Here is a 19312-nt window from a genome sequence, read left to right on the forward strand (position 1 = left end):
CCATGGCACGAACGTCCTCAGCTGTCGCCGGCTTCGTCGCGGGCGTGGTCGTGGCCGCGAGCACCACCGCGATCGCCGTCACCGGTACGACGGCCAACGGCACCGACCTCAATTCCAAGGCCACCACCACCTGGCTGACCGTCAAGGTCGCCGACGCCATGGGCACCAGGAACACCATCACCTGGGTTCCCACCGGCTCCTTCGCCGGCTCCGCGGAGGAGCGGGTCCCGCGCTACCCGATGACCGCCGTCCAGGGCAAGGACACCAAGGAGCTCAAGCTCTCCGCCGTCCGCAACGAGCAGGTCTCGGCGCAGCTGGCGATCGCCTCCGGCCAGGACCTGGACGACGTCGAGGCCGTGGTCGGCGACCTCACCGGACCCGGCGGCGCGAAGCTGTCCGGTGACGACACCCAGGTCCGGTTCGTCAAGTACGTGCCCGTGCAGCGCTCCAAGAGCGAGGTCGACTGGTCCGCCACCATCGACCAGGTCAGCTCCGGCAAGGAGGTCTCCGGCGACCGCAACCCCGACGTGGTCGGCGACGCACTGGAGGAGCGGGACTCCGTGGATGTGCCCGCGTACGCGGCGCAGCCGCTGTGGTTCACCTTCCACATCCCCGAGAAGGCCAGACCCGGCACCTACACCGGCATGGTCAAGGTCAACGCGGACGGCCGTACCCAGACCACCTACCCGCTGACCATCGAGGTCGCGGACGCGAGCGTGCCCGACCCGGAGGACTACGACTTCTTCCTCGACGTATGGGCGCAGCCGGAGACGATCGCCAAGAACCACGGCGTCAGGCTCTGGTCCGACCAGCACTGGAAGCTGATCGACAAGTACAACCGCGACCTGGCGTCGCGCGGCCAGAAGGTCATCAACACCACCATCGTCGACAACCCCTGGCACCACCAGTGGTCGCTCGGCACCCGGGAGTCGCAGACCGCCACGCCGTACACCAGCCTGGTGGGCTGGACCTGGAACGGAAAGTCGTTCTCCTTCGACTTCGGCCGCTGGGACAAGTACGTCCAGACCGCCAGACGCGCCGGTCTCGGGCCCCACATCGGCGCCTTCTCCATGCTGGCGTTCCAGGACCAGGAGCACCTCACCTACACCGACACCAGCACCGGCAGAACCGTCTACGAGAACGTCGATCTGGGCGGGGAGCGCTGGCGGGAGGCATGGGGAGCGTTCCTTCCCGCCTTCGAGAAGCACCTCAAGGCGAAGGGCTGGCTGGAGAACACCTGGCTGTCCTTCGACGAGCGGCCCATCGACACCATGACGGTCGTCAAGGACTTCGTCCACGAGGTCGCGCCGGTCTTCGACGACCGTATCTCCGTGGCCGGTTCGATCAGCACCGAAGGCGTCGCGTCCAACCTGTCCGTCGACTGGGGCGGCATCGACGCGATGACGAAGGAGAAGGTGGCCGAGCGGCGCAAGGCCGGCAGAACCACGACCTTCTACGTGTACGGCGCGCCGGCCCACCCCAACACGTTGTCCTTCTCGCCCGCCGTCGAGTCGCGGATGCTGCCGTGGATCTCCGCCCAGCGGAATCTGGACGGTTTCCTGCGCTGGTCGTACAACAGCTGGACCAGTGATCCCTTCAAGCAGCCGGTGCACATCTTCACGCAGGGCGACGAGTACCTGGTCTACCCGGGCAAGGACGGCCCGATGTCCAGCATCCGCTGGGAGCAGCTGAAGGAAGGCATCGAGGACTACGAACTCATCGCCCAGCTGCGGAAGAAGAACGGCGGCGCCGACAGCGACGCCCTGACCGAGGCCTTCACCACCGCGACCCGGAACCTCGACGGCCGGACGAAGGACGTCGGCGACATCGAGACCGCGCGGGCGGCAGTCGTGAAGGGGCTGACGTCATGAGGGTGAAGTGGAAGTCCCTGCTGCTCTCGGCGGCCCTGTCTGTCATGCCCCTGACCAGTACGCATGCCGCCGCGGCACCGGTCCAGGCGGAGCCCAGCGCCCCGCACACCGTCACCTACGACCAGTACTCCGTACAGGTCGACGGCAAGCCCCTGTACCTCTGGGGCGCCGAGTTCCACTACTTCCGGCTGCCCAGCCCCGATGCGTGGCGCGATGTCCTGCAGAAGATCAAGGCGGGCGGATTCAACGCGGTCTCGCTCTACTTCGACTGGGGCTACCACTCGGCCGAGCCGGGCTCGTACGACTTCACCGGCATCCGCGATGTGGAGCGGCTGCTCGACGAGGCCGAGCGCGCGGGACTGTATGTGATCGCCCGACCGGGCCCGTACATCAACGCGGAGGTCTCCGGCGGCGGCATGCCCGCCTGGCGGAAGACACAGGCCGGCGTGAACCGCACCTCCGAGCCGGAGTACATGAAGGCGGCCCGGGAGTGGATGAGCCGGATCAACCCGGTCATCGCCCGCCACCAACTCACCCGTGGCACCGGCTCGGTGATCCTGTATCAGGTCGAGAACGAGTACCAGGGCGGTCGGCACGACGCCGACTACATGCAGACCCTCATCGACTGGGCGAAGCAAGACGGCATCGACGTCCCGACCTTCGTCAATGACGGCGGCGCCAACGAGAACTGGGTCAGCGGCAAGGGCGCCCCCGACATCTACGGCTTCGACGCCTACCCGCAGGGCTTCGACTGCAAGGACCCCGACACCTGGAAGAACCTGCCCGACTATTCGTACGTCAACGAGTGGAAGCCCGAGTCTCCCCTGATCATCCCGGAGGCACAGGGCGGCGCGTTCGACCCCTGGGGCGGCACCGGATACCAGGACTGCGCGAAGCTCACCGGCACCGAGTTCACCCGGGTGTTCAGCAAGATGAACATCGCCGCGGGGGTGAGCGGTCAGTCCTTCTACATGACGTACGGCGGCACCAACTGGGGCTGGCTGGCCGACCCGAACGCGGTCTACACGTCGTACGACTACGGGGCCCCGATCAACGAGTCCCGCCAACTGACCGACAAGTACCAGGAGTTCAAGCGCCTCGGGTACATGGTCAACTCGGTGGCCTCGCTGGCGCGCACCGACAAGGCCGAAGCGCCCTCCCCTTCCGACGAGGCCCTGCGTATCGACCGGCGGGTCAACCCCGACGACGGCACCCAGTTCTTCACCGTCCGGCACACCGACACCCGCGTGAAGGACAAGGACGAGACGACCCTGTCGCTGACGGGCGCGGACGGCGACTATCCGCGCGTGCCGCAGCAGGGAACGATCACTGTCGACGGCCGGGACGCCAAACTCCTCGTCGCAGGCTACGACTTGAGCGAGACCCAGCGGCTCGTCTACTCCACATCCGAGATCATGACGCACGCCCGGATCGGCGACCGGGACGTGGCGCTGCTGTACGGGCGTGCAGGCGAGGCCGGCGAGACCGTGCTGCGGTACGCCGAGCGGCCCGAGGTCAGCATCCTCGACGGCGATGTCACCACCACCTGGGACGCCGAACGCGGCGACCTGCGGCTGAACTACACGCACAAGGGCCTGGCCCGCGTGCTGGTGAACGGCATGGAACTGCTGATCGCCGACACCGCCGAAACCGCCCACTGGTGGCAACAGGACACCGCCGCCGGCCCGGTCCTCGTACGCGGCCCGTCCCTCGTCCGTACGGCCGAACTGGCAGGCGGCACCCTGAAGTTGACCGGCGACTCCACGAAGGCCGCGAAGATCGAGGTCATCGCGGACGCCAAGAAGGTGACGTGGAACGGCCGCAAGGTCTCCGTCACTCAGACGCCCCGCCCGGTCGAGTTGCCCGCGCTGACGACGTGGAAGTACAGGGAGGAGGCACCGGAGGCCGCCCCGGACTTCGACGACGCCGCCTGGACCACCGCCGACCACCTCACCGCCAACAACCCGGAACTGGCCGGGTCACTGCCGGTCCTCGCGATGGACGAGTACGGCTACCACCACGGCAACGTCTGGTACCGCGGCCGGTTCAGAACCACCGGCGCCGCGACCGCGCTCGCACTCGACGCCAACACCGGTCCGACCGGCCAGTACGCGGTCTGGCTCAACGGGAACTACTTGGGCAGCTCCGGAGACGGCGCGCACACCTTCGACATCCCGGCCGGGGCGCTCAGGGCGGAAGGCGACAACGTTCTTTCCGTGCTCGCCGAGAACGCGGGACACAACGAGGAATGGGGCCACGACTACTCCAAGGAGCCGCGCGGTCTGCTCGGCGCCGAGGTGATCGGCGGGGCCTCCACCCTCACCTGGAAGATCCAGGGCAGCCGGGGTGGCCAGGACCCGGTCGACACCGTCCGGGGCTCCTACAACAACGGCGGGCTGTACGGGGAGCGGGCCGGCTGGTCGCTGCCGGGCTACCCCGACGGAAGCTGGAAGCGCGCCAACCTCGCTGGGCAGACCGGGACGACCGGGCCCGGCGTGCGCTGGTACCGCACCTCCGCCCGGCTCGACCTGCCGCAGGGCCAGGACAACGCGATCGCGATCGATCTCGCCGAAGCCAACGGCGGCAGCACCGGCTATCGCGCCCAGATCTTCGTCAACGGCTGGCTGATCGGGCGCTACCTGCCGGACACCGGACCCCAGACACGCTTCGTCATCCCCAAGGGCATCCTGCGTGAGCAGGGCAGCAACACCATCGCCCTGGCCGTGTGGTCCACCGAGTCCGGTGCGGGCCCGGGTTCCGCGAAGCTCGTCGACCTCGGCGCCTCGGCGGGCGGGATCAAGGTCGGGACGGTGCCCGCGCCCTCGTACGCCCCCAAGACCTACGCCATGCCGACCGCGGGCGCCCATGTCACCGTCGACGCCGAGCCGTTCCTGAGCACCGGAACCGCCGCCGAGGTCCCCGTCACCGTCAGTGTGCCGAAGGACGCGCCGACCGCCCGGAACGTCGAGCTGTCGCTGAAGGTCCCGGACGGCTGGACCGCGACCACCGACGACACCACCCGTTTCGACCGGGTCCGGCCCGGCGACACCGTGACCGCGGACTACACCGTCACCCCGCCCAGCGACCCGGTCCACTACGCCGTCCTGTCCGCGACCGCCAGGCTCACGCAGCCCGGCCGCCCGGACACCGTCACCGGCGTACGGGCCGTGCAGGTGCCGCCGCCGGGGCTGTCCGCCGACTCCTATGTGAGCGACCTGACCCTGGTCACGGCGGTCAACGGCTGGGGCCCGGTGGAAAGGGACGCCTCCAACGGGGAGTCCGTGGCCGGCGACGGACGCCCCCTGAGCATCGGCGGCACCGTCTACACCAAGGGACTCGGCGTGCACGCGAACAGCCGGATCCGGGTCTATCTCGGCGGCGGCTGCACCCGCTTCACCGCCACCGCCGGGGTGGACGACGAGGTCGGCGACAACGGCAGCGTCTCCTTCCAGGTGATCGCCGACGGTCGCTCCCTCACCACGACCCCGGTGGTGCGCGGCTCCGACGGCGGCACCGGAATCGACGTGGACGTGACCGATGCCCGCTGGCTGGACCTGCTGGTCGACGGGGACGGCGATGTCTCCACGGACCACGCCGACTGGGCCGACGCCAAACTGACCTGCGCGGGAGGCACCTCGTGAACCTCGCCCGAATCAGACAGGTGCGAACCGTACTGGCCGGAACGTTGGCCGCCGTACTGCTCGCCATCCTGACCGCAGTGGTGCCCACCCCCGCCACTGCCCCGGCCGCCGCGGCCGCCAACCCCACTCCCCACACGGTCAGTTACGACAAGTACTCCGTCAAGGTCGACGGCGAGCGGCTCTTCGTCTGGTCCGGGGAGTTCCACTACTGGCGGCTCCCCAGCCCGGACCTGTGGCGCGACGTGCTCCAGAAGATCAAGGCGAGCGGCATGAACGCCGTGTCGGTCTACTTCGACTGGGGCTTCCACTCCCCGGCGAAGGGCGTCTACGACTTCACCGGTGTCCGTGACGTCGACAAGCTCCTCGACATGGCCGAGGAGGCCGGGCTCTATGTCATCGCCCGACCGGGGCCGTACATCAATGCCGAGACGGACGGCGGAGGCTTCCCCGGCTGGCTGATGACCCAGAAGGGACAGGCCCGCTCCACCGACCCCGAATACCTCGACGCCGCCCGCGAGTGGCTCAGGGAGATCGACAGGATCCTCACCCGCCGCCAGGTCACCGACGGCACCGGACCGGTGCTGCTCTACCAGGTCGAGAACGAGCTGTACGACCCGCAAGGCCGCGACCACATCGTCGAACTGTCCAAGCAGGTACGGGCCGACGGCATCACCGTGCCCCTCGTCGGCAACGAGCCGATGCCGCAGTACGCGGGCGGCGAGGGCCTGGACTTCGTCGGCGAACTGGACCAGTACAACTCCTTCTGCAAGGGCGAGTGGTGGCTGCCCGCCCTCAAACGGCAGCAGGACGACGCCCCGTTGGCCATCTTCGAGGCGGGCACCGGCTGGTTCCAGACCTGGGGCGACACCGGCTACGAGAAGTGCCGGGAGAAGATGGGCCCCGCCTACCAGAAGATCGTCAACAAGCACGAGGTCATGCAGGGCACGACGATCGAGAACCTCTACATGACGTACGGCGGCACCAACTGGGGCTGGCTCGCCGACCCGCGCCAGGTCTACACCTCGTACGACTACGGCGCACCGATCAGCGAGCCCCGCCAGACCGGTGCCGACTACGACGAGATGAAGCGGCAGGGACTCTTCTACACCACCACCGGACCGCTCACCGCGACCGATCCGGCCGACGCCCCGGCTTCGTCCAACACCGCCGTGCACATCGAGGCCCGCGCCAATCCGGACACCGGCACCCAGTTCCTCTACCTCCGGCACGGCGACCCGATGGCCGACGCCGACGCCACCACCACCTTCGACTGGCAGACCCCGGACGGCACGTATCCGGTCACCGCACGGCTCAACGGCAAGACCGGCAAGATCCTCGTCGCCGGCCATGACCTCGGCGGGCAGCGGCTCGTCTACTCCACGAGCGAGCTGCTGACCAGCGCACGGACCGGTGACCGCACCCAAGCCGTGCTGTACGGCGGCGAGGGCGACCCCGGGCAGACCGTGCTCCGCTACTCCGCCGAGCCCAAGGTCACGGTGCTGGGCGGCAAGGCGGACGCGACCTGGGACGCCGAGCGCGGCGACCTGAAGCTGGACTACACCCACTCCGGCGTCACCCGAGTTCTCGTCCAGGGCGGTGGCCGCCCCGATCTGCTGCTGCTCATCGGCACCGACGACGAGGCCGCCGGGTTCTGGCGGCAGGACACGGCAGCCGGGCCGGTCCTGGAACGCGGCACCGAGCTGATCCGTACGGCGTCCGTCACCGCCCGGGGGACGACGCTCGCACTCACCGGCGATGCGAAGAAGGCGGGCCCGCTGGAGGTCTTCGCCCCGCCCGGCGTACGGAACGTCATCTGGAACGGCGTACCGCTGAAGGTGAAACGGACCTCCTCGGGCAGCCTGCTGGGCAGCGTGCCCGGGCCGAAGGACATCAAGCTCCCCGAGCTGACCGGCTGGAGGACGGCCGCCGAAACCCCCGAGGCCGACCCGGACTTCGACGACTCGTCCTGGACGTACGCCGACAAGCTGAGCAGCGACAACCCGACCGAACCCGGGACTCTGCCGGTGCTCTACCAGGACGAGTACGGCTACCACTACGGCTACGTCTGGTACCGCGGCCGTTTCAAGGCCACCGGCACCGAGAAGTCCCTCTCCCTGACCGCCTACGCCACCAACCCGGACACCGGCTCGGCCGCGGTGGGCGCGTACTCGGTGTGGATCAACGGGAAGTTCGCCGGGACGAGCCAGACCGGTCGCAGGACCTTTCCCCTCGCCGACGGGTTGCTGCGCAAGGGCGCGGAGAACGTGATCTCCGTTCTGGTCGGCAATATGGGCCACAACGAGGACTTCACCTGGAACAGCGACGACCACAAGCAGCCGCGCGGCCTGACCACGGCGTACCTCGCGGGCTCCGACGCGCAGATCACCTGGCGCATCCAGGGTGCCCGGGGCGGTGAGCAGCCCGTCGACACCGTGCGCGGGCACATGAACAACGGCGGACTGTACGGGGAGCGTTCGGGCTGGACCCTGCCCGGCTATCCGGACCGGTCCTGGGACGACGCCACGTTGCCGGCCAGTGACACCACTCCCGGTGTCGCCTGGTACAGGACCACCTTCAACCCCAGGCTTCCCAAGGGCCAGGACGTCTCCGTCGGCGTCACCATCACCGACGACCCCGACCGGAACTACCGCGCCCTCATCTATGTCAACGGCTGGCTGATGGGCAACTACGTCAACGACACCGGCCCCCAGCACACCTTCCCCATCCCGAACGGCATTCTGCGCACCGACGGCAGGAACACCATCGCCATCGCCTCATGGAGCGAGGACGCGAAGAGCGGCGGCCTCGGAAAGGTCGGCCTCACCACGCTCGGCAACGTCACCTCCTCGTTGCGGGTCGCCGATGTGGCCGCCCCGGCCTACGACGCCGCCACCTACGCCGACCCGGCCGCTCCGGCGCGAGTGACCGTCGACGCCCCCGACACCGTGGAGCCGGGAAACAGCTACCAGGTCACGGCGACGGCCGCCGTGCCGGACGACGGCAGGACGCTCCGCGACCTCACCCTGAGCCCGGAACTGCCCGAAGGCTGGACCGCGACCCCGGCCGATCCGGTCCGGTTCGGCACCCTCAGGCCCGGTGCCTCCGCGAAAGCCCGGTGGACCGTCACCGTGCCCGCCGACCAGGAGACCGGCACCGTCGCGATCCTCCGCGCCACCGCCGACTTCACCCGCGTCGGCAATCCCGGTTCGATGACCGGGGAACAGGTGGTGGCGGCGCAGCCACCACCACTGACGGCCGGTGAACACTACGTCAGCGATCTGCCGTTCCAGGCCGGCAGCAACGGCTGGGGGCCGGTGGAACGCGACCAGTCCGTCGGCGAGAACGCCGAGGGCGACGGCCTGCCGCTCACCCTCCACGGCACCATCTACGACAAGGGCCTCGGCACCCACGCTGCCAGCAGCGTGCAGGTGTGGCTCGGCGGCACCTGCACCACGTTCCACGCCGCGCTCGGCCTCGACCAGGAGACCTACGGCCGGTCCGACGGCCCGGCCACCGTCGCCTACACCGTCCTCGCAGACGGAACCTCCGTCTACGAGAGCGGCACCGTCGACCGGGACACCGCGACGAAGAAGATCGACGTCGACGTGACAGGCGCGCGCCGCCTCGAACTCGTCGTCTCGGACGCCGGGGACGGCAACGCCCTCGACCACGCCGACTGGGCGGACGCCCGGCTGATCTGCGAGGGCGGTGCCTGATGGCCTTGCGGAGAAGATGTGCCGCCCTGGTGGCCGTCCTGACGGCCCTGCTTCCGGCGGCTCCGGCCGAAGCCGGGGCCCAGCAGCAGGGTTGGACCGGGACCTGGGCGACCGCTCAGCACGCCTCGTACGACCCGGGCACCTCGGAGGTGACCGTACGGATCCCGGTGCACGTCAGCGCGGGCGGGACGAGCGTCCGGATCCGGTTGACCAATGAGTTCACGGATCAGCCGGTGACGATCGGACATGCGTCCGTGGGGCGGCGCGCGGGCGGTCCGTCCGTCTCCGGTCCGCGCGATCTGACGTTCGGCGGGCAGCGGGACGTGACGATCCCGGCCGGGGAGCAGGCGGCGAGCGACGCGGTGCGGATTCCCGTCGCGGACCGCAGCGACCTGGTGGTCAGCCTGTACTTCCCCGGTCGGCTGACCCACATCAGCCAGCACTGGATGGGGCTCCAGACCGTCTACTGGACGCCCGACGGCGGCGGCGACCACGCCGGGGACGCAGGTGGGGACGCGTTCACCACGACCGACTCCACGTTCCCGTTCCTCACCGGCGTCGACGTGCGGGGCGGGCCGGCGCGGGGCTCCGTCGTCGCGCTCGGCGACTCCATCACCGACGGGGCCGCCTCGACCTCGGAAGCCAACCGGCGCTGGCCGGACTACCTGGCGGCCCGGCTGTCGGCCTGTACCTCCCCCGCCGGAGTGCTGAACGAGGGCATCAGCGGTAACCGCATCACGGCCGGGACCGACGGCAACCCCTCGGCACTGGAGCGGCTGGAGCGCGATGTGCTGTCCCAGCCGGGCGCCCGGACGGTGATCCTCTTCGAGGGCGTCAACGACCTCAGCTGGGGCGGCGCCACCGGCGATCAGGTGATCGACGGCATGCGGGAGATCGCGCGGCGGGCCCACGCCCGTGGGCTGCGGGTGATCGGCGCGACCGTGGTCCCCTACCGGGGCTGGGGCGACTACTGGACCGAGGCCAAGGAGGCCGACCGGCAGAAGGTCAACGCGTTCGTGCGCGACGGCGGCGTCTTCGACGGCTACGCCGACTTCGACAAGGCGGTACGGGACCCGGACGACCCCACCCGTTATGCCGCCGCGTTCGACTCCGGAGACCATCTGCACCCCAACGACACCGGGATGAAGGCGTTCGCCGACGCGGTCGACCTCGCCGGCCTCGGGGCGGCCCGTGACTGCCCCTCGGCCCACGTCCGGCTCACCCCGTACCGCCCGAGCCTCCAGGCCGACCGTGCCACGGAGATCACCGCGACGGTCACCAACACCGGCACCAAGGCGGTCACCCGGCTCATCACCGGGCTGCGCCTGCCGGCCGGCTGGACCGCCGAAGCGGAGGGAACGGAGGGCACCGACTCCCTTGCCCCTGGCGGGAGTCATGCCATCACCTGGCGCGTCACCCCGTCCTCCGACACGGCATGGGGGCCGTACGACATCGGCGTGGGCGCCTCCTTCCGGCAGGGCGGCCGGACGCGCCACGACACCGACAGCGTGACCGCGGACGTCAACCCCGTCCCGTCCGCCGTCCAGCCCCCGTACCGGACGTTCGCCACTGTCGAGGACGCCCAATACGCCCAGAACGACGGCCAGTTCGCGATCTGGGCGGGCGGTCAGGACCTGGCCGGCTGGAAGGACGAGAAGGCCGCCATCCATGTGCCGGACGCCGTACCCGCCTCGGGCGGCCTCACCACCCGCCTCGTCGGCCAGACCGGCAGCGGACCCTCCGCCAAGGCCGGGATCGCCGTCGCGAACGACCTCACGGCCCCGGAGAACGGCGGCTACGCGGTGCTGACCATGTCCAAGAGCTACGGCGTGGAGTTCATGACCGACAGCGACGGCGACGGCCGGCTCGACACCTGGGCGGGCGGCGGCTCCTCGTACCACCCGGCCTGGCTCAGACTCACCCGCGACGGCACCGCCTACACCGCGTACGCCAGTGCCGACGGCACCTCCTGGCAGCGGATCGGGGCCGCGACCGTGCCGTCCGCCGCCGGTGGCGGCCTCGACGCCGGGATGGTCGCAAGCGCCGTCAACCTCAACTACCCCGGCCAGACCACCACAGCCGTCTTCGACTCCTTCTCGACCACCGACTGAGTGACCCCGACTGAGAGGCCTCCCGTGAACGTCAGCCGTAGACGCTTCCTGACCACGGCCACTGCTCTCGGCTCAGCAGTGCTCCTGGCCCCACCCGGTGCCGCCCACGCGATCAGCGGCGGCATCCCCGACTACCGGCCCACAAGGGAATCCCTCGACACCCACCCCGTACCGCGCTGGTACAAGGACGCCAAGTTCGGCATCTTCATCCACTGGGGCGTCTACTCGGTCCCCTCCGGCTCCGCCCGGCAGATGGCCGCCGAGTGGTACCTCTGGTACCAGAGCTTCAACAGCGATCCCACCTGGAAGTACCACCGCGACACCTACGGCCAGGACTTCCTCTACGACGACTTCATCCCGCAGTTCACGGCCGAGAACTACGACCCGGACGCCTGGGTGCGGCTGTTCGAGCAGGCAGGTGCCGAGTACTTCACGCTGACCAGCAAGCACCACGACGGATTCGCCCTGTGGCCGAGCGAGGTGACGGACCGTCATGCCGGGAAGTACGGCCCGAAGCGCGACCTGGTCGGCGAACTGATGGCGGCCGCCCGCAGACGCGGCACCGTACGGCCCGGCCTCTACTACTCGCTCGGCGAGTTCTTCAACCCGTCGACCGGCCGGCCGATGAAGAACTTCTACACCGGTGAAGAGGTCCCGATGACCGGCTACAGGCCGGTCGACGACTACATCGGGGACTACGAGCTGAAGCAGTTGTACGAGATCATCGACCGCTACGACCCGGAACTGCTGTGGGCGGACGGCCAGTGGTTCCGGCCGACCGGCGAACCGCCGTGGCGCAGCGAGGAGCCTCTCTCCCACTACTACAACCAGGCCAAGAACCGCAGAAGGCCGAAGGGGGTCGTGGTCAACGACCGCTTCGACACCCACTTCGACTTCGCGACATACGAACAGCGCACCAACCCCACGATGGACCCCCAGAAGTGGGAGTGCTGCATCACGATGGGCTACTCCTGGGGCTACAACAAGTTCGAGGTCGAGGAGGACTACAAGACCTCCGAGTTCCTCGTCCACCTGCTCGCCGACGTCACCAGCAAGAACGGCAATCTGCTGCTGAACATCGGTCCGAAGCCGGACGGCACGATCCCGGACGTCATGCAGCGGAGGCTGCGGGACATCGGTGCCTGGCTGGGCGTCAACGGGCCCGCGATCTACGGCTCGACGCCCTGGGTGCGGGCGGAGGAAGAGGGCAGCGCCCTCGGCATCCGGTACACCGTCACCCCGGGCAAGTTCAACATCATCGTGCTGGGCGCCCCCAGCGGCACCCTCTCCGTGCCCGCGGACATCCCCCTCTCCGCGACCTCGCGGATCCGGCTGCTCGGCCACGACAGACCGCTGAAATGGACGCGTTCCGACGGCAAGGTCCACATCAGCGTCCCGGAGACGCTGCCCAGCGAACTCGCCAACACGTTCACCGTCGACTGGGAGCGACGGTGAACAACGTGAGCACCCGTACGGACGCCCTCGGCCCCACCCTCACCGTCACCACCGAACCCGCCGAACCGGCGGCCGGTGACGCGGTCACCGCCACCGCCGCCCTCGTCAACGACTGCCCGTTCCCGCTGCGCGGCGCCGTCCTGTACCTGGTGGACCCTGGCGCGGCGACCGCCGCCCGCACCATCCCGCTCGGTGATCTTCGCCGCGGCGCGAAGGTCACCCGCAGTTGGCGCACGTCGATGCCGGGCGACGTCGCCGGGGACGTCGCGTTCACCGCGCACGTCCTGTTCGACGTGGACGGACGCAGCGCCGACTGCGCGCGGGCCGCGAAGACCGTCAGCGTGCCCTACGAGCCGAACGGGGTGCGGGACCCGTACCGGACGTTCGCCACCACCGACGACGCCCGGTTCGGCCAGTACGGCAGCCAGTTGGTGGTCTGGGCGGGCGGCGGTGACCTGTCCGGCGGCCGTGACGAGAAGGGCGGCATCCTCCTTCCCGGCTCCGCCGCCGCATCGAGCGTGGTGCAGGTCAAGACGGTCGGCCTCACCGGGAGCGACAACCCCTCCGCCAAGTACGGGATCGCCGTCGCGAACGACCTGACCGCGCCGGAGAAGGGCGGCTACGCCGTGCTCACCATGTCGAAGTCGTTCGGCGTGGAGTTCATGACCGACAGCGACGGCGACGGACACCTCGACACCTGGGCCGGCGGCGGCTCCTCCACCCACCCCGCCTGGCTGCGCCTGGTCCGCTCCGGCACCACCTGCACCGCGTACAGCAGCACCAACAACGGCCTCGCCTGGAACGAGATCGCGAGCGTGACCGTGCCCTCGGCGAGCGGCGCCCTGGACGCCGGCGTGGTGGCGAGCGCCGTGAACCTCAACTACCCGGGCACGACGGTCCGGGCCGTGTTCGACCACTTCACCGTGGGGGAATCATGAACGCCTACCGTCCCGAGGAGGACTTCCTCCCGCCGACCGTCTCGCTCACGGTCACCCCGCCCGCCCCCGACGCGGGCCAGGCGGTGACCCTGACGGCCACGCTCACCAACACCACCGGGATCGCGCTGCGCGGCACCGTGCTGTACCTCGCCGTGGACGACACGGCGGAACCGGACAGTCTGGGCAGCCTCGCGCCCGGTCGGTCGGTGACCCGCACCTGGCGGACCCGGCTCGCCGACGACGCCGAGGGCAGGATCGTGTTCACCGCGCACGCTCTCTTCGACGTGCACCGCCACGGCTCCGACTGCACCCGCGCCGGCTCCTCCGTCCTGCTGCCGTACCGCTCACTGCCCGGAGCCTTCGACAACGCGGGGATCGCCTCCGACGACGCCCTCACCGTCGCGAACATCGACGGCTCGAACTCAAGTCTGTCCGCCGAGGCACTGGCGTCGGTGGGGTTGACCCCGGGTGCCACGGTCACCTACGACAGGGTGCCCTTCACCTGGCCGGACACCCGGCCCGGGAGCAAGGACAACGTCGTCTCCTCCGGCCAGAGCGTGTTGCTGTCCGGTTCCGGTTCCCGGCTGTCCTTCCTCGGTACCAGCACCTGGGGCGAGGGCAAGGGAGACGGCAAGGTCGTCTACGCCGACGGCACCGAGCAGGCGTTCTCCGTCGCCGTCCCCGACTGGTACGGGACGAATCCCGCCGCCGCGGTGGTGGTGCCCTACCGCCACATCACCACCGGCCGGGACGACACCCCCGTCAGCCTGTTCACCTTCGGTGTCGATCTGGCGGCCGGCAAGGAGCTGCGCTCCCTGGTCCTTCCGAAGGTCAGCGACGGCCTCCAGTCGGGCGTCCCCGCCCTGCACATCTTCGCCCTGACGATCACGACGAGCAACTGAGCTCTCCCGGAAGGACGTTCATGCACGACAACCGAGGCGACCTCGGCATCATCGGCGTCACAGGTGTCACAGGTGTCACCCGCAGACGGATCCTCACGGGTACGGTCGCGCTGGGCGGCGCCGCGCTGCTGACCCGCCCGCAGGGCGCGTACGCGGCCGGCGGCGCCCCGTTCGACACCGCTCCCGCCGTAGCCGCGCTGAAGCGCCTGCTTCCCGACCACCACCGGCAGCTCACCCTGCTGGCCGTCGACGACGACACCGACCGCTTCCGGGTCACCGGCCGGGCCGGGCACATCACGGTGGAGGGCACCAGCCCCGCCGTGCTGCTCACCGGCCTCCACACCTACCTGCGGCGGACCGCGCACGCCTCCGTCTCCTGGACCGGCGAGCAGCTGAACCTGCCGCGCGTCCTCCCCGCGCCCGCCGAGGCGATCACGGGAACGGCCGACGTGCCGCACCGGTTCGCCTTCAACGACACCAACGAGGGCTACACCGGCGCCTACCGCGACTGGGACGCCTGGCAGCACGAGCTGGACGTGCTGGCCGTGCACGGCGTCAACCGGGTCCTCGTCTACATCGGCGGCGACGCGGTGTACTACGACACCTTCCGCCGCTTCGGCTACTCCGACGCCGCGCTGCGCGCCTGGATCCCGGCCCCCGCCCACCAGCCCTGGTGGCTGCTGCAGAACATGTCGGGTTTCGGCGGGCCGGTCTCCCGACAGCTCATCGAGCGCCGTGCCGCCCTCGCCGAGAAGATCGTCGACCGGATACGCGACCTGGGCATGACGCCGGTCCTGCCGGGCTACTACGGCACCGTCCCGGACGACTTCCCCGCCCACCACGGCGGGGACGCGGCGGTGGTGGCGCAGGGCACCTGGGGCGCCTTCAAACGCCCCGACTGGCTCGACCCGCGCACCATGGCCTTCGACGACGTGGCCGCCGCCTTCTACCGGGCCCAGAGGGAGCGGTTCGGCGACAGCACGATGTACAAGATGGACCTGCTGCACGAGGGCGGCAACCCCGGTGACGTGCCGGTGGGCGAGGCCGCGAAGGCCGTCGAGACGGCGCTGCAGAAGGCCCACCCGGGGGCCGTCTGGGCGATCCTCGGCTGGCAGACCAACCCGTCCAGGGCGCTGCTCGACGGTGTCGACAAGAGCCGGATGCTGATCGTGGACGGTCTGTCGGACCGCTACACCACCGTCACCGACCGGGAGAGCGACTGGGACGGCACCCCGTACGCCTTCGGCAGCATCTGGAATTTCGGCGGCCACACGCCGATGGGCGCCAACGCCCCGGACTGGGTGGAGCAGTACCCCAAGTGGCGTGACAGGGAGGGCAGTTCGCTCGCCGGTATCGCGGCGATGCCGGAGGCCGCCGACAACAACGCACCCGCCCTCGCCCTCCTCACCGACCTGGCCTGGACGCCCGGCACCATCGACCTGGACGACTGGTTCGCCGCGTACGCCATCTCCCGCTACGGCGGCCCCGACCGGCACGCCGCCGCGGCCTGGCAGACGATCCGCGACACCGCGTACAACATGTCCCGCGCGGACTCCTGGAGCGAGGCACCCGACGGCCTGTTCGGCGCCCGTCCGAGCCTGACGGCGGACAAGGCCGCCGCCTGGGGCCCGGCGAAGGACCGCTACGACACCACGGCCTTCGACACCGCGCTCACCGAACTTCTCGCCGTGCGCGCGGAGTTGAGGGACAGCTCGGCCTATCGGTACGACGTCGTCGACGTGACCCGGCAGGTCCTGTCCAACCGCAGCCGTGTCCTGCTGCCGCAGATCAAGGCCGCGCACGAGGCCGGGGAGAAGGCCCTGTTCGGCAGGCTGACCAGGACCTGGCTGGACTGGATGGACCTCCTCGACGACCTGTTGGCGGCCTCCGGCCCGCATCTGCTCGGGCGATGGCTCGCCGACACACGCTCCTGGGGCGCCGACCGAGCCGAGAAGGACCGTCTGGAGTACGACGTCCGCTCCCTCCTCACCACCTGGGGCGGACGCGCCAGCAGCGAAGAGGGCCTGCACGACTACGCGAACCGGGAGTGGGCCGGGCTGGTGGGCGGCCTGTACCGCACCCGCTGGAAGACGTACTTCGCCGCGCTGACCGCCGGCAAGGACCCGGCGATGATCGACTGGTTCGCCCTGGAGGACCGCTGGGCGCATGCCCACGAGACCCACCCGACCGAACCCCACGGCTCCCCGTACGCCCTGGCCCGCCGCGTGCGCGACCTGCTCGCCGCCACTCCCCATCAGGCGGCCCTCACCGCGGGAGCCGACCGCGGCGCGGTGGCCGAGGGTACGCCGGCGACGGTGACGGTCACCTTCACCAACAAGAACGGCTTCGCGGCGGCCCGCGACGTGACCCTCTCCCTCACCACCCCCGAGGGCATGGCGGCGAAGCCGCTCGATCCGGCGAGCACCGCGTCGGTGGCGTCCGGCGAGACGTTCACCGCTCGCTTCGAGGTCTCGCTGGCGGGTGAACCGACGCAACTGGTCGGCCGGGTCGTCGCGGCGGCGACGTACGCGGGCGGCGGGAGGGCGGTCGCGCCGGTGCGGCTGGTGGCCGCGGCCGGGGTCGGCGACCCGTACCGCACGGTCTCCTACAACGACGCCGTGTTCGGCCAGGCGGGCGACGAGATCGCCGTCGAGGGCGCCGGAGCCGACCTGTGGGGCGCCACCAACGAGTTCGGGGCGGTGTACCGGGCGGGCGTGTACGGCGACGGAACCGTGGCCGAAGTGAGGGTCGCGTCCCAGGACGCGACCGGGGGCTGGGCACGGGCGGGCCTCGTCGTCCGCAACGACCTGAGCACTCAGGGGAACACGGGCTATGTGAACCTGGCGGTCACACCGTCCAACGGCTGTGCACTGAGCTGGGACGCCGACGGCGACGGCCGCTTCGACTCGATCGTGCTGTCGGGCTCCTTCACCACGCCGGTGCGGCTGCGACTGACCAGGTCCGGCGCCTCCTACACCGGGCAAGCCAGCACGGACGGCGTCACCTGGACGACAGTGGGCACGGCCACGCCGGGAGGCTCGGCCGCCACACAGGACGTCGGAGTCTTCATGACCGCGGCCAACGGCTGGACCGGCACACGGGGCATCGCCACGTTCGACGGATTCACGGTGTCCTGACCTCTGCGCCCGCGACGGCCACGGTCAGCACGCCCCGGTGGCAGCTCGGAAGAAAAAGGGCGCCTGAACAGGGAGGATTCCCGTCAGGCGCCCTTTGCGACGCACAAACGAGCAGCGAGCCCACACACACCCTTCCGGCGTCAGGCCGGCTGGCAGCTTCCGAACGTCACGACGTACGTTCCCGCTCCGCTCGCACCGGCGCCGGCAGGGTCGGCGGCGCTTCCCAGGCCCCAGCGCCCGATCTCCCTCAGCGAGGGGTCGAGGACGATCTGGCGGTGCCCCCATGTACTGACGTTCACCCACCAGTTGACGGCCGCCCGTGGTGTGCCCCGGCCGCCCCAACCGGTGTAGGTGATCTCGCTGACCTTCCAGGACCGAGGGTTCGGGCAGTAGCCCGCGGCCTTGATACGACTCTGTGGTGTCGAGCCCGTCCGAGGGTTGGTGTGCGAGTCCTTGCCGGGCCCCCACCATTTCAGGCGCACCGCCTGGTCGGCGTGCTGATACGCCGCGTCCGTCAAGGACTGGTTGTACGTGAGCGCCGGCAGCCCGTACCGCGCGCGTTCGGCGTTGATGAGGCAGACCAGGGCCTGCCGTGTCCCTAGGGTGCCGGTGCCTCCCCCTGGGCTCTGGTCGTAGTAGGCCGCAGCGTTGTCGCACTCCGAGACAGCCGTGGCCTGCGACGCGGTGGCGGGGACGAGGGCGGCCGAGAGAACACCGGCCGCGGCGAGAGCCAATGCGGTTCTGGTGTGTGAAACGTACCTTCTCACTGCGGTTCGACCTCCCACGTAAAGATGGCAGATGGTTCAAGGCGGTTGCCGGGGCTGCTTCAACCGTTGCCCCGCACGGGACGGCCCGCAACTCGACTGGGCGGTGGAAGAGTTCCGTATTCAATTTAAGAATGTTCAACGGACCGCGTTCGCCGACATTCGAATTGCACGTGACTGTTCCCTGTCGCACTGTTCTCGGCCCCGCTCTAGAATGGCCGTATGAAGACAACCGAGTTCTATGTGGTCAGGGAGGGCGATACGCTCTCCGCAATCGCAGACCGGTTCCATGTGACGCTGGCTCAGATCAGGGAATGGAACCCCCAGATCACCAATCCGAATCTCATACACCCGGGACAACGGGTCCGCGTGGCCCAACCGACCGAAGAGCCCGACGGCGAGTATGAGCCTTTCCCGGGCAAGGACTTCTTCCAGTCGTCCGTGAGCAGCCCGATCATCGAGGCCATGGGCTATCGCCTCATCGATGAGGACTGCTCGGCGTACTCCGGCGGACCCGACTACCAATGGAGCGAGGCGGACCAGAAATCCTATGCCAAGTGGCAGCGCAAGCTCGGATTCTCTGGCGCGGACGCGGACGGAATTCCCGGACGGCAGTCGTGGGACAGGCTCCATGTGCCGGCCATCTACGAGTGAACGACCCGCCCCCGGGCACCGGCGGGGGCTTACAACGGCTAACACAAAGAGGTGGATCGGCGCTGACGGCCGCGTCCAGGGCGGGAGTTGAGCGTTCCGTCTGGTGTGGGGATGTCGCCGTGG

The 19312-nt window shown here is 69.7% G+C and carries 10 protein-coding genes; 9 read left to right on the forward strand and 1 reads right to left on the reverse strand.

Annotated elements, in window-relative coordinates; genetic code table 11:
• Positions 1–2: 2 nt before the first annotated feature.
• From ACFYXF_RS47395 to ACFYXF_RS47430, 8 genes are read left to right on the forward strand one after another with little or no spacing between them, the layout of a single operon-like run.
• On the forward strand, positions 3–1871 hold the full coding sequence (locus ACFYXF_RS47395) for a glycoside hydrolase domain-containing protein (RefSeq protein ID WP_389359756.1): 1869 nt from the start codon (positions 3–5) through the stop codon (positions 1869–1871).
• Positions 1868–5512: a beta-galactosidase gene (locus tag ACFYXF_RS47400; RefSeq protein WP_389359758.1), complete on the forward strand. Its 3645-nt coding sequence runs from the start codon at positions 1868–1870 to the stop codon at positions 5510–5512. The genes ACFYXF_RS47395 and ACFYXF_RS47400 overlap by 4 nt, the downstream gene beginning before the upstream one ends.
• Positions 5509–9228 carry a beta-galactosidase gene (locus ACFYXF_RS47405; protein WP_389359760.1) on the forward strand — a complete coding sequence of 1240 codons (3720 nt, stop codon included), beginning with the start codon at positions 5509–5511 and terminating at the stop codon, positions 9226–9228. Before ACFYXF_RS47400 ends, ACFYXF_RS47405 begins: the two co-directional genes overlap by 4 nt.
• A 29-nt stretch (positions 9229–9257) precedes the next feature.
• Complete coding sequence (locus ACFYXF_RS47410) at positions 9258–11339, forward strand: GDSL-type esterase/lipase family protein (protein ID WP_389359762.1); 2082 nt, start codon at positions 9258–9260, stop codon at positions 11337–11339.
• A 24-nt stretch (positions 11340–11363) separates the two neighbouring features.
• Positions 11364–12794, forward strand: coding sequence for an alpha-L-fucosidase (locus ACFYXF_RS47415; protein ID WP_389359764.1), 1431 nt, complete (start codon positions 11364–11366; stop codon positions 12792–12794).
• Positions 12795–12799: 5 nt separating this feature from the next.
• Complete coding sequence (locus ACFYXF_RS47420) at positions 12800–13732, forward strand: hypothetical protein (RefSeq protein ID WP_389359766.1); 933 nt, start codon at positions 12800–12802, stop codon at positions 13730–13732.
• On the forward strand, positions 13729–14634 hold the full coding sequence (locus ACFYXF_RS47425) for a beta-glucosidase (protein ID WP_389359768.1): 906 nt from the start codon (positions 13729–13731) through the stop codon (positions 14632–14634). Before ACFYXF_RS47420 ends, ACFYXF_RS47425 begins: the two co-directional genes overlap by 4 nt.
• A 20-nt stretch (positions 14635–14654) precedes the next feature.
• Positions 14655–17771 (forward strand): alpha-N-acetylglucosaminidase TIM-barrel domain-containing protein, encoded by a 3117-nt coding sequence (locus ACFYXF_RS47430; protein WP_389359773.1) that lies wholly within the window; start codon positions 14655–14657, stop codon positions 17769–17771.
• A gap of 140 nt (positions 17772–17911) precedes the next feature.
• Here ACFYXF_RS47430 and ACFYXF_RS47435 read toward each other — a convergent pair whose 3' ends face one another.
• On the reverse strand, positions 17912–18505 hold the full coding sequence (locus ACFYXF_RS47435) for a CAP domain-containing protein (protein ID WP_389359775.1): 594 nt from the start codon (positions 18503–18505) through the stop codon (positions 17912–17914).
• Between the two features lie 252 nt (positions 18506–18757).
• Between ACFYXF_RS47435 and ACFYXF_RS47440 the strand changes: the two genes are divergently transcribed.
• Positions 18758–19189, forward strand: coding sequence for a peptidoglycan-binding protein (locus tag ACFYXF_RS47440; protein ID WP_389359777.1), 432 nt, complete (start codon positions 18758–18760; stop codon positions 19187–19189).
• Positions 19190–19312 lie beyond the last annotated feature (123 nt).

This window comes from Streptomyces sp. NPDC002680 (assembly GCF_042889145.1).
GTDB classification, from domain to species: Bacteria; Actinomycetota; Actinomycetes; order Streptomycetales; family Streptomycetaceae; genus Streptomyces; species Streptomyces adonidis.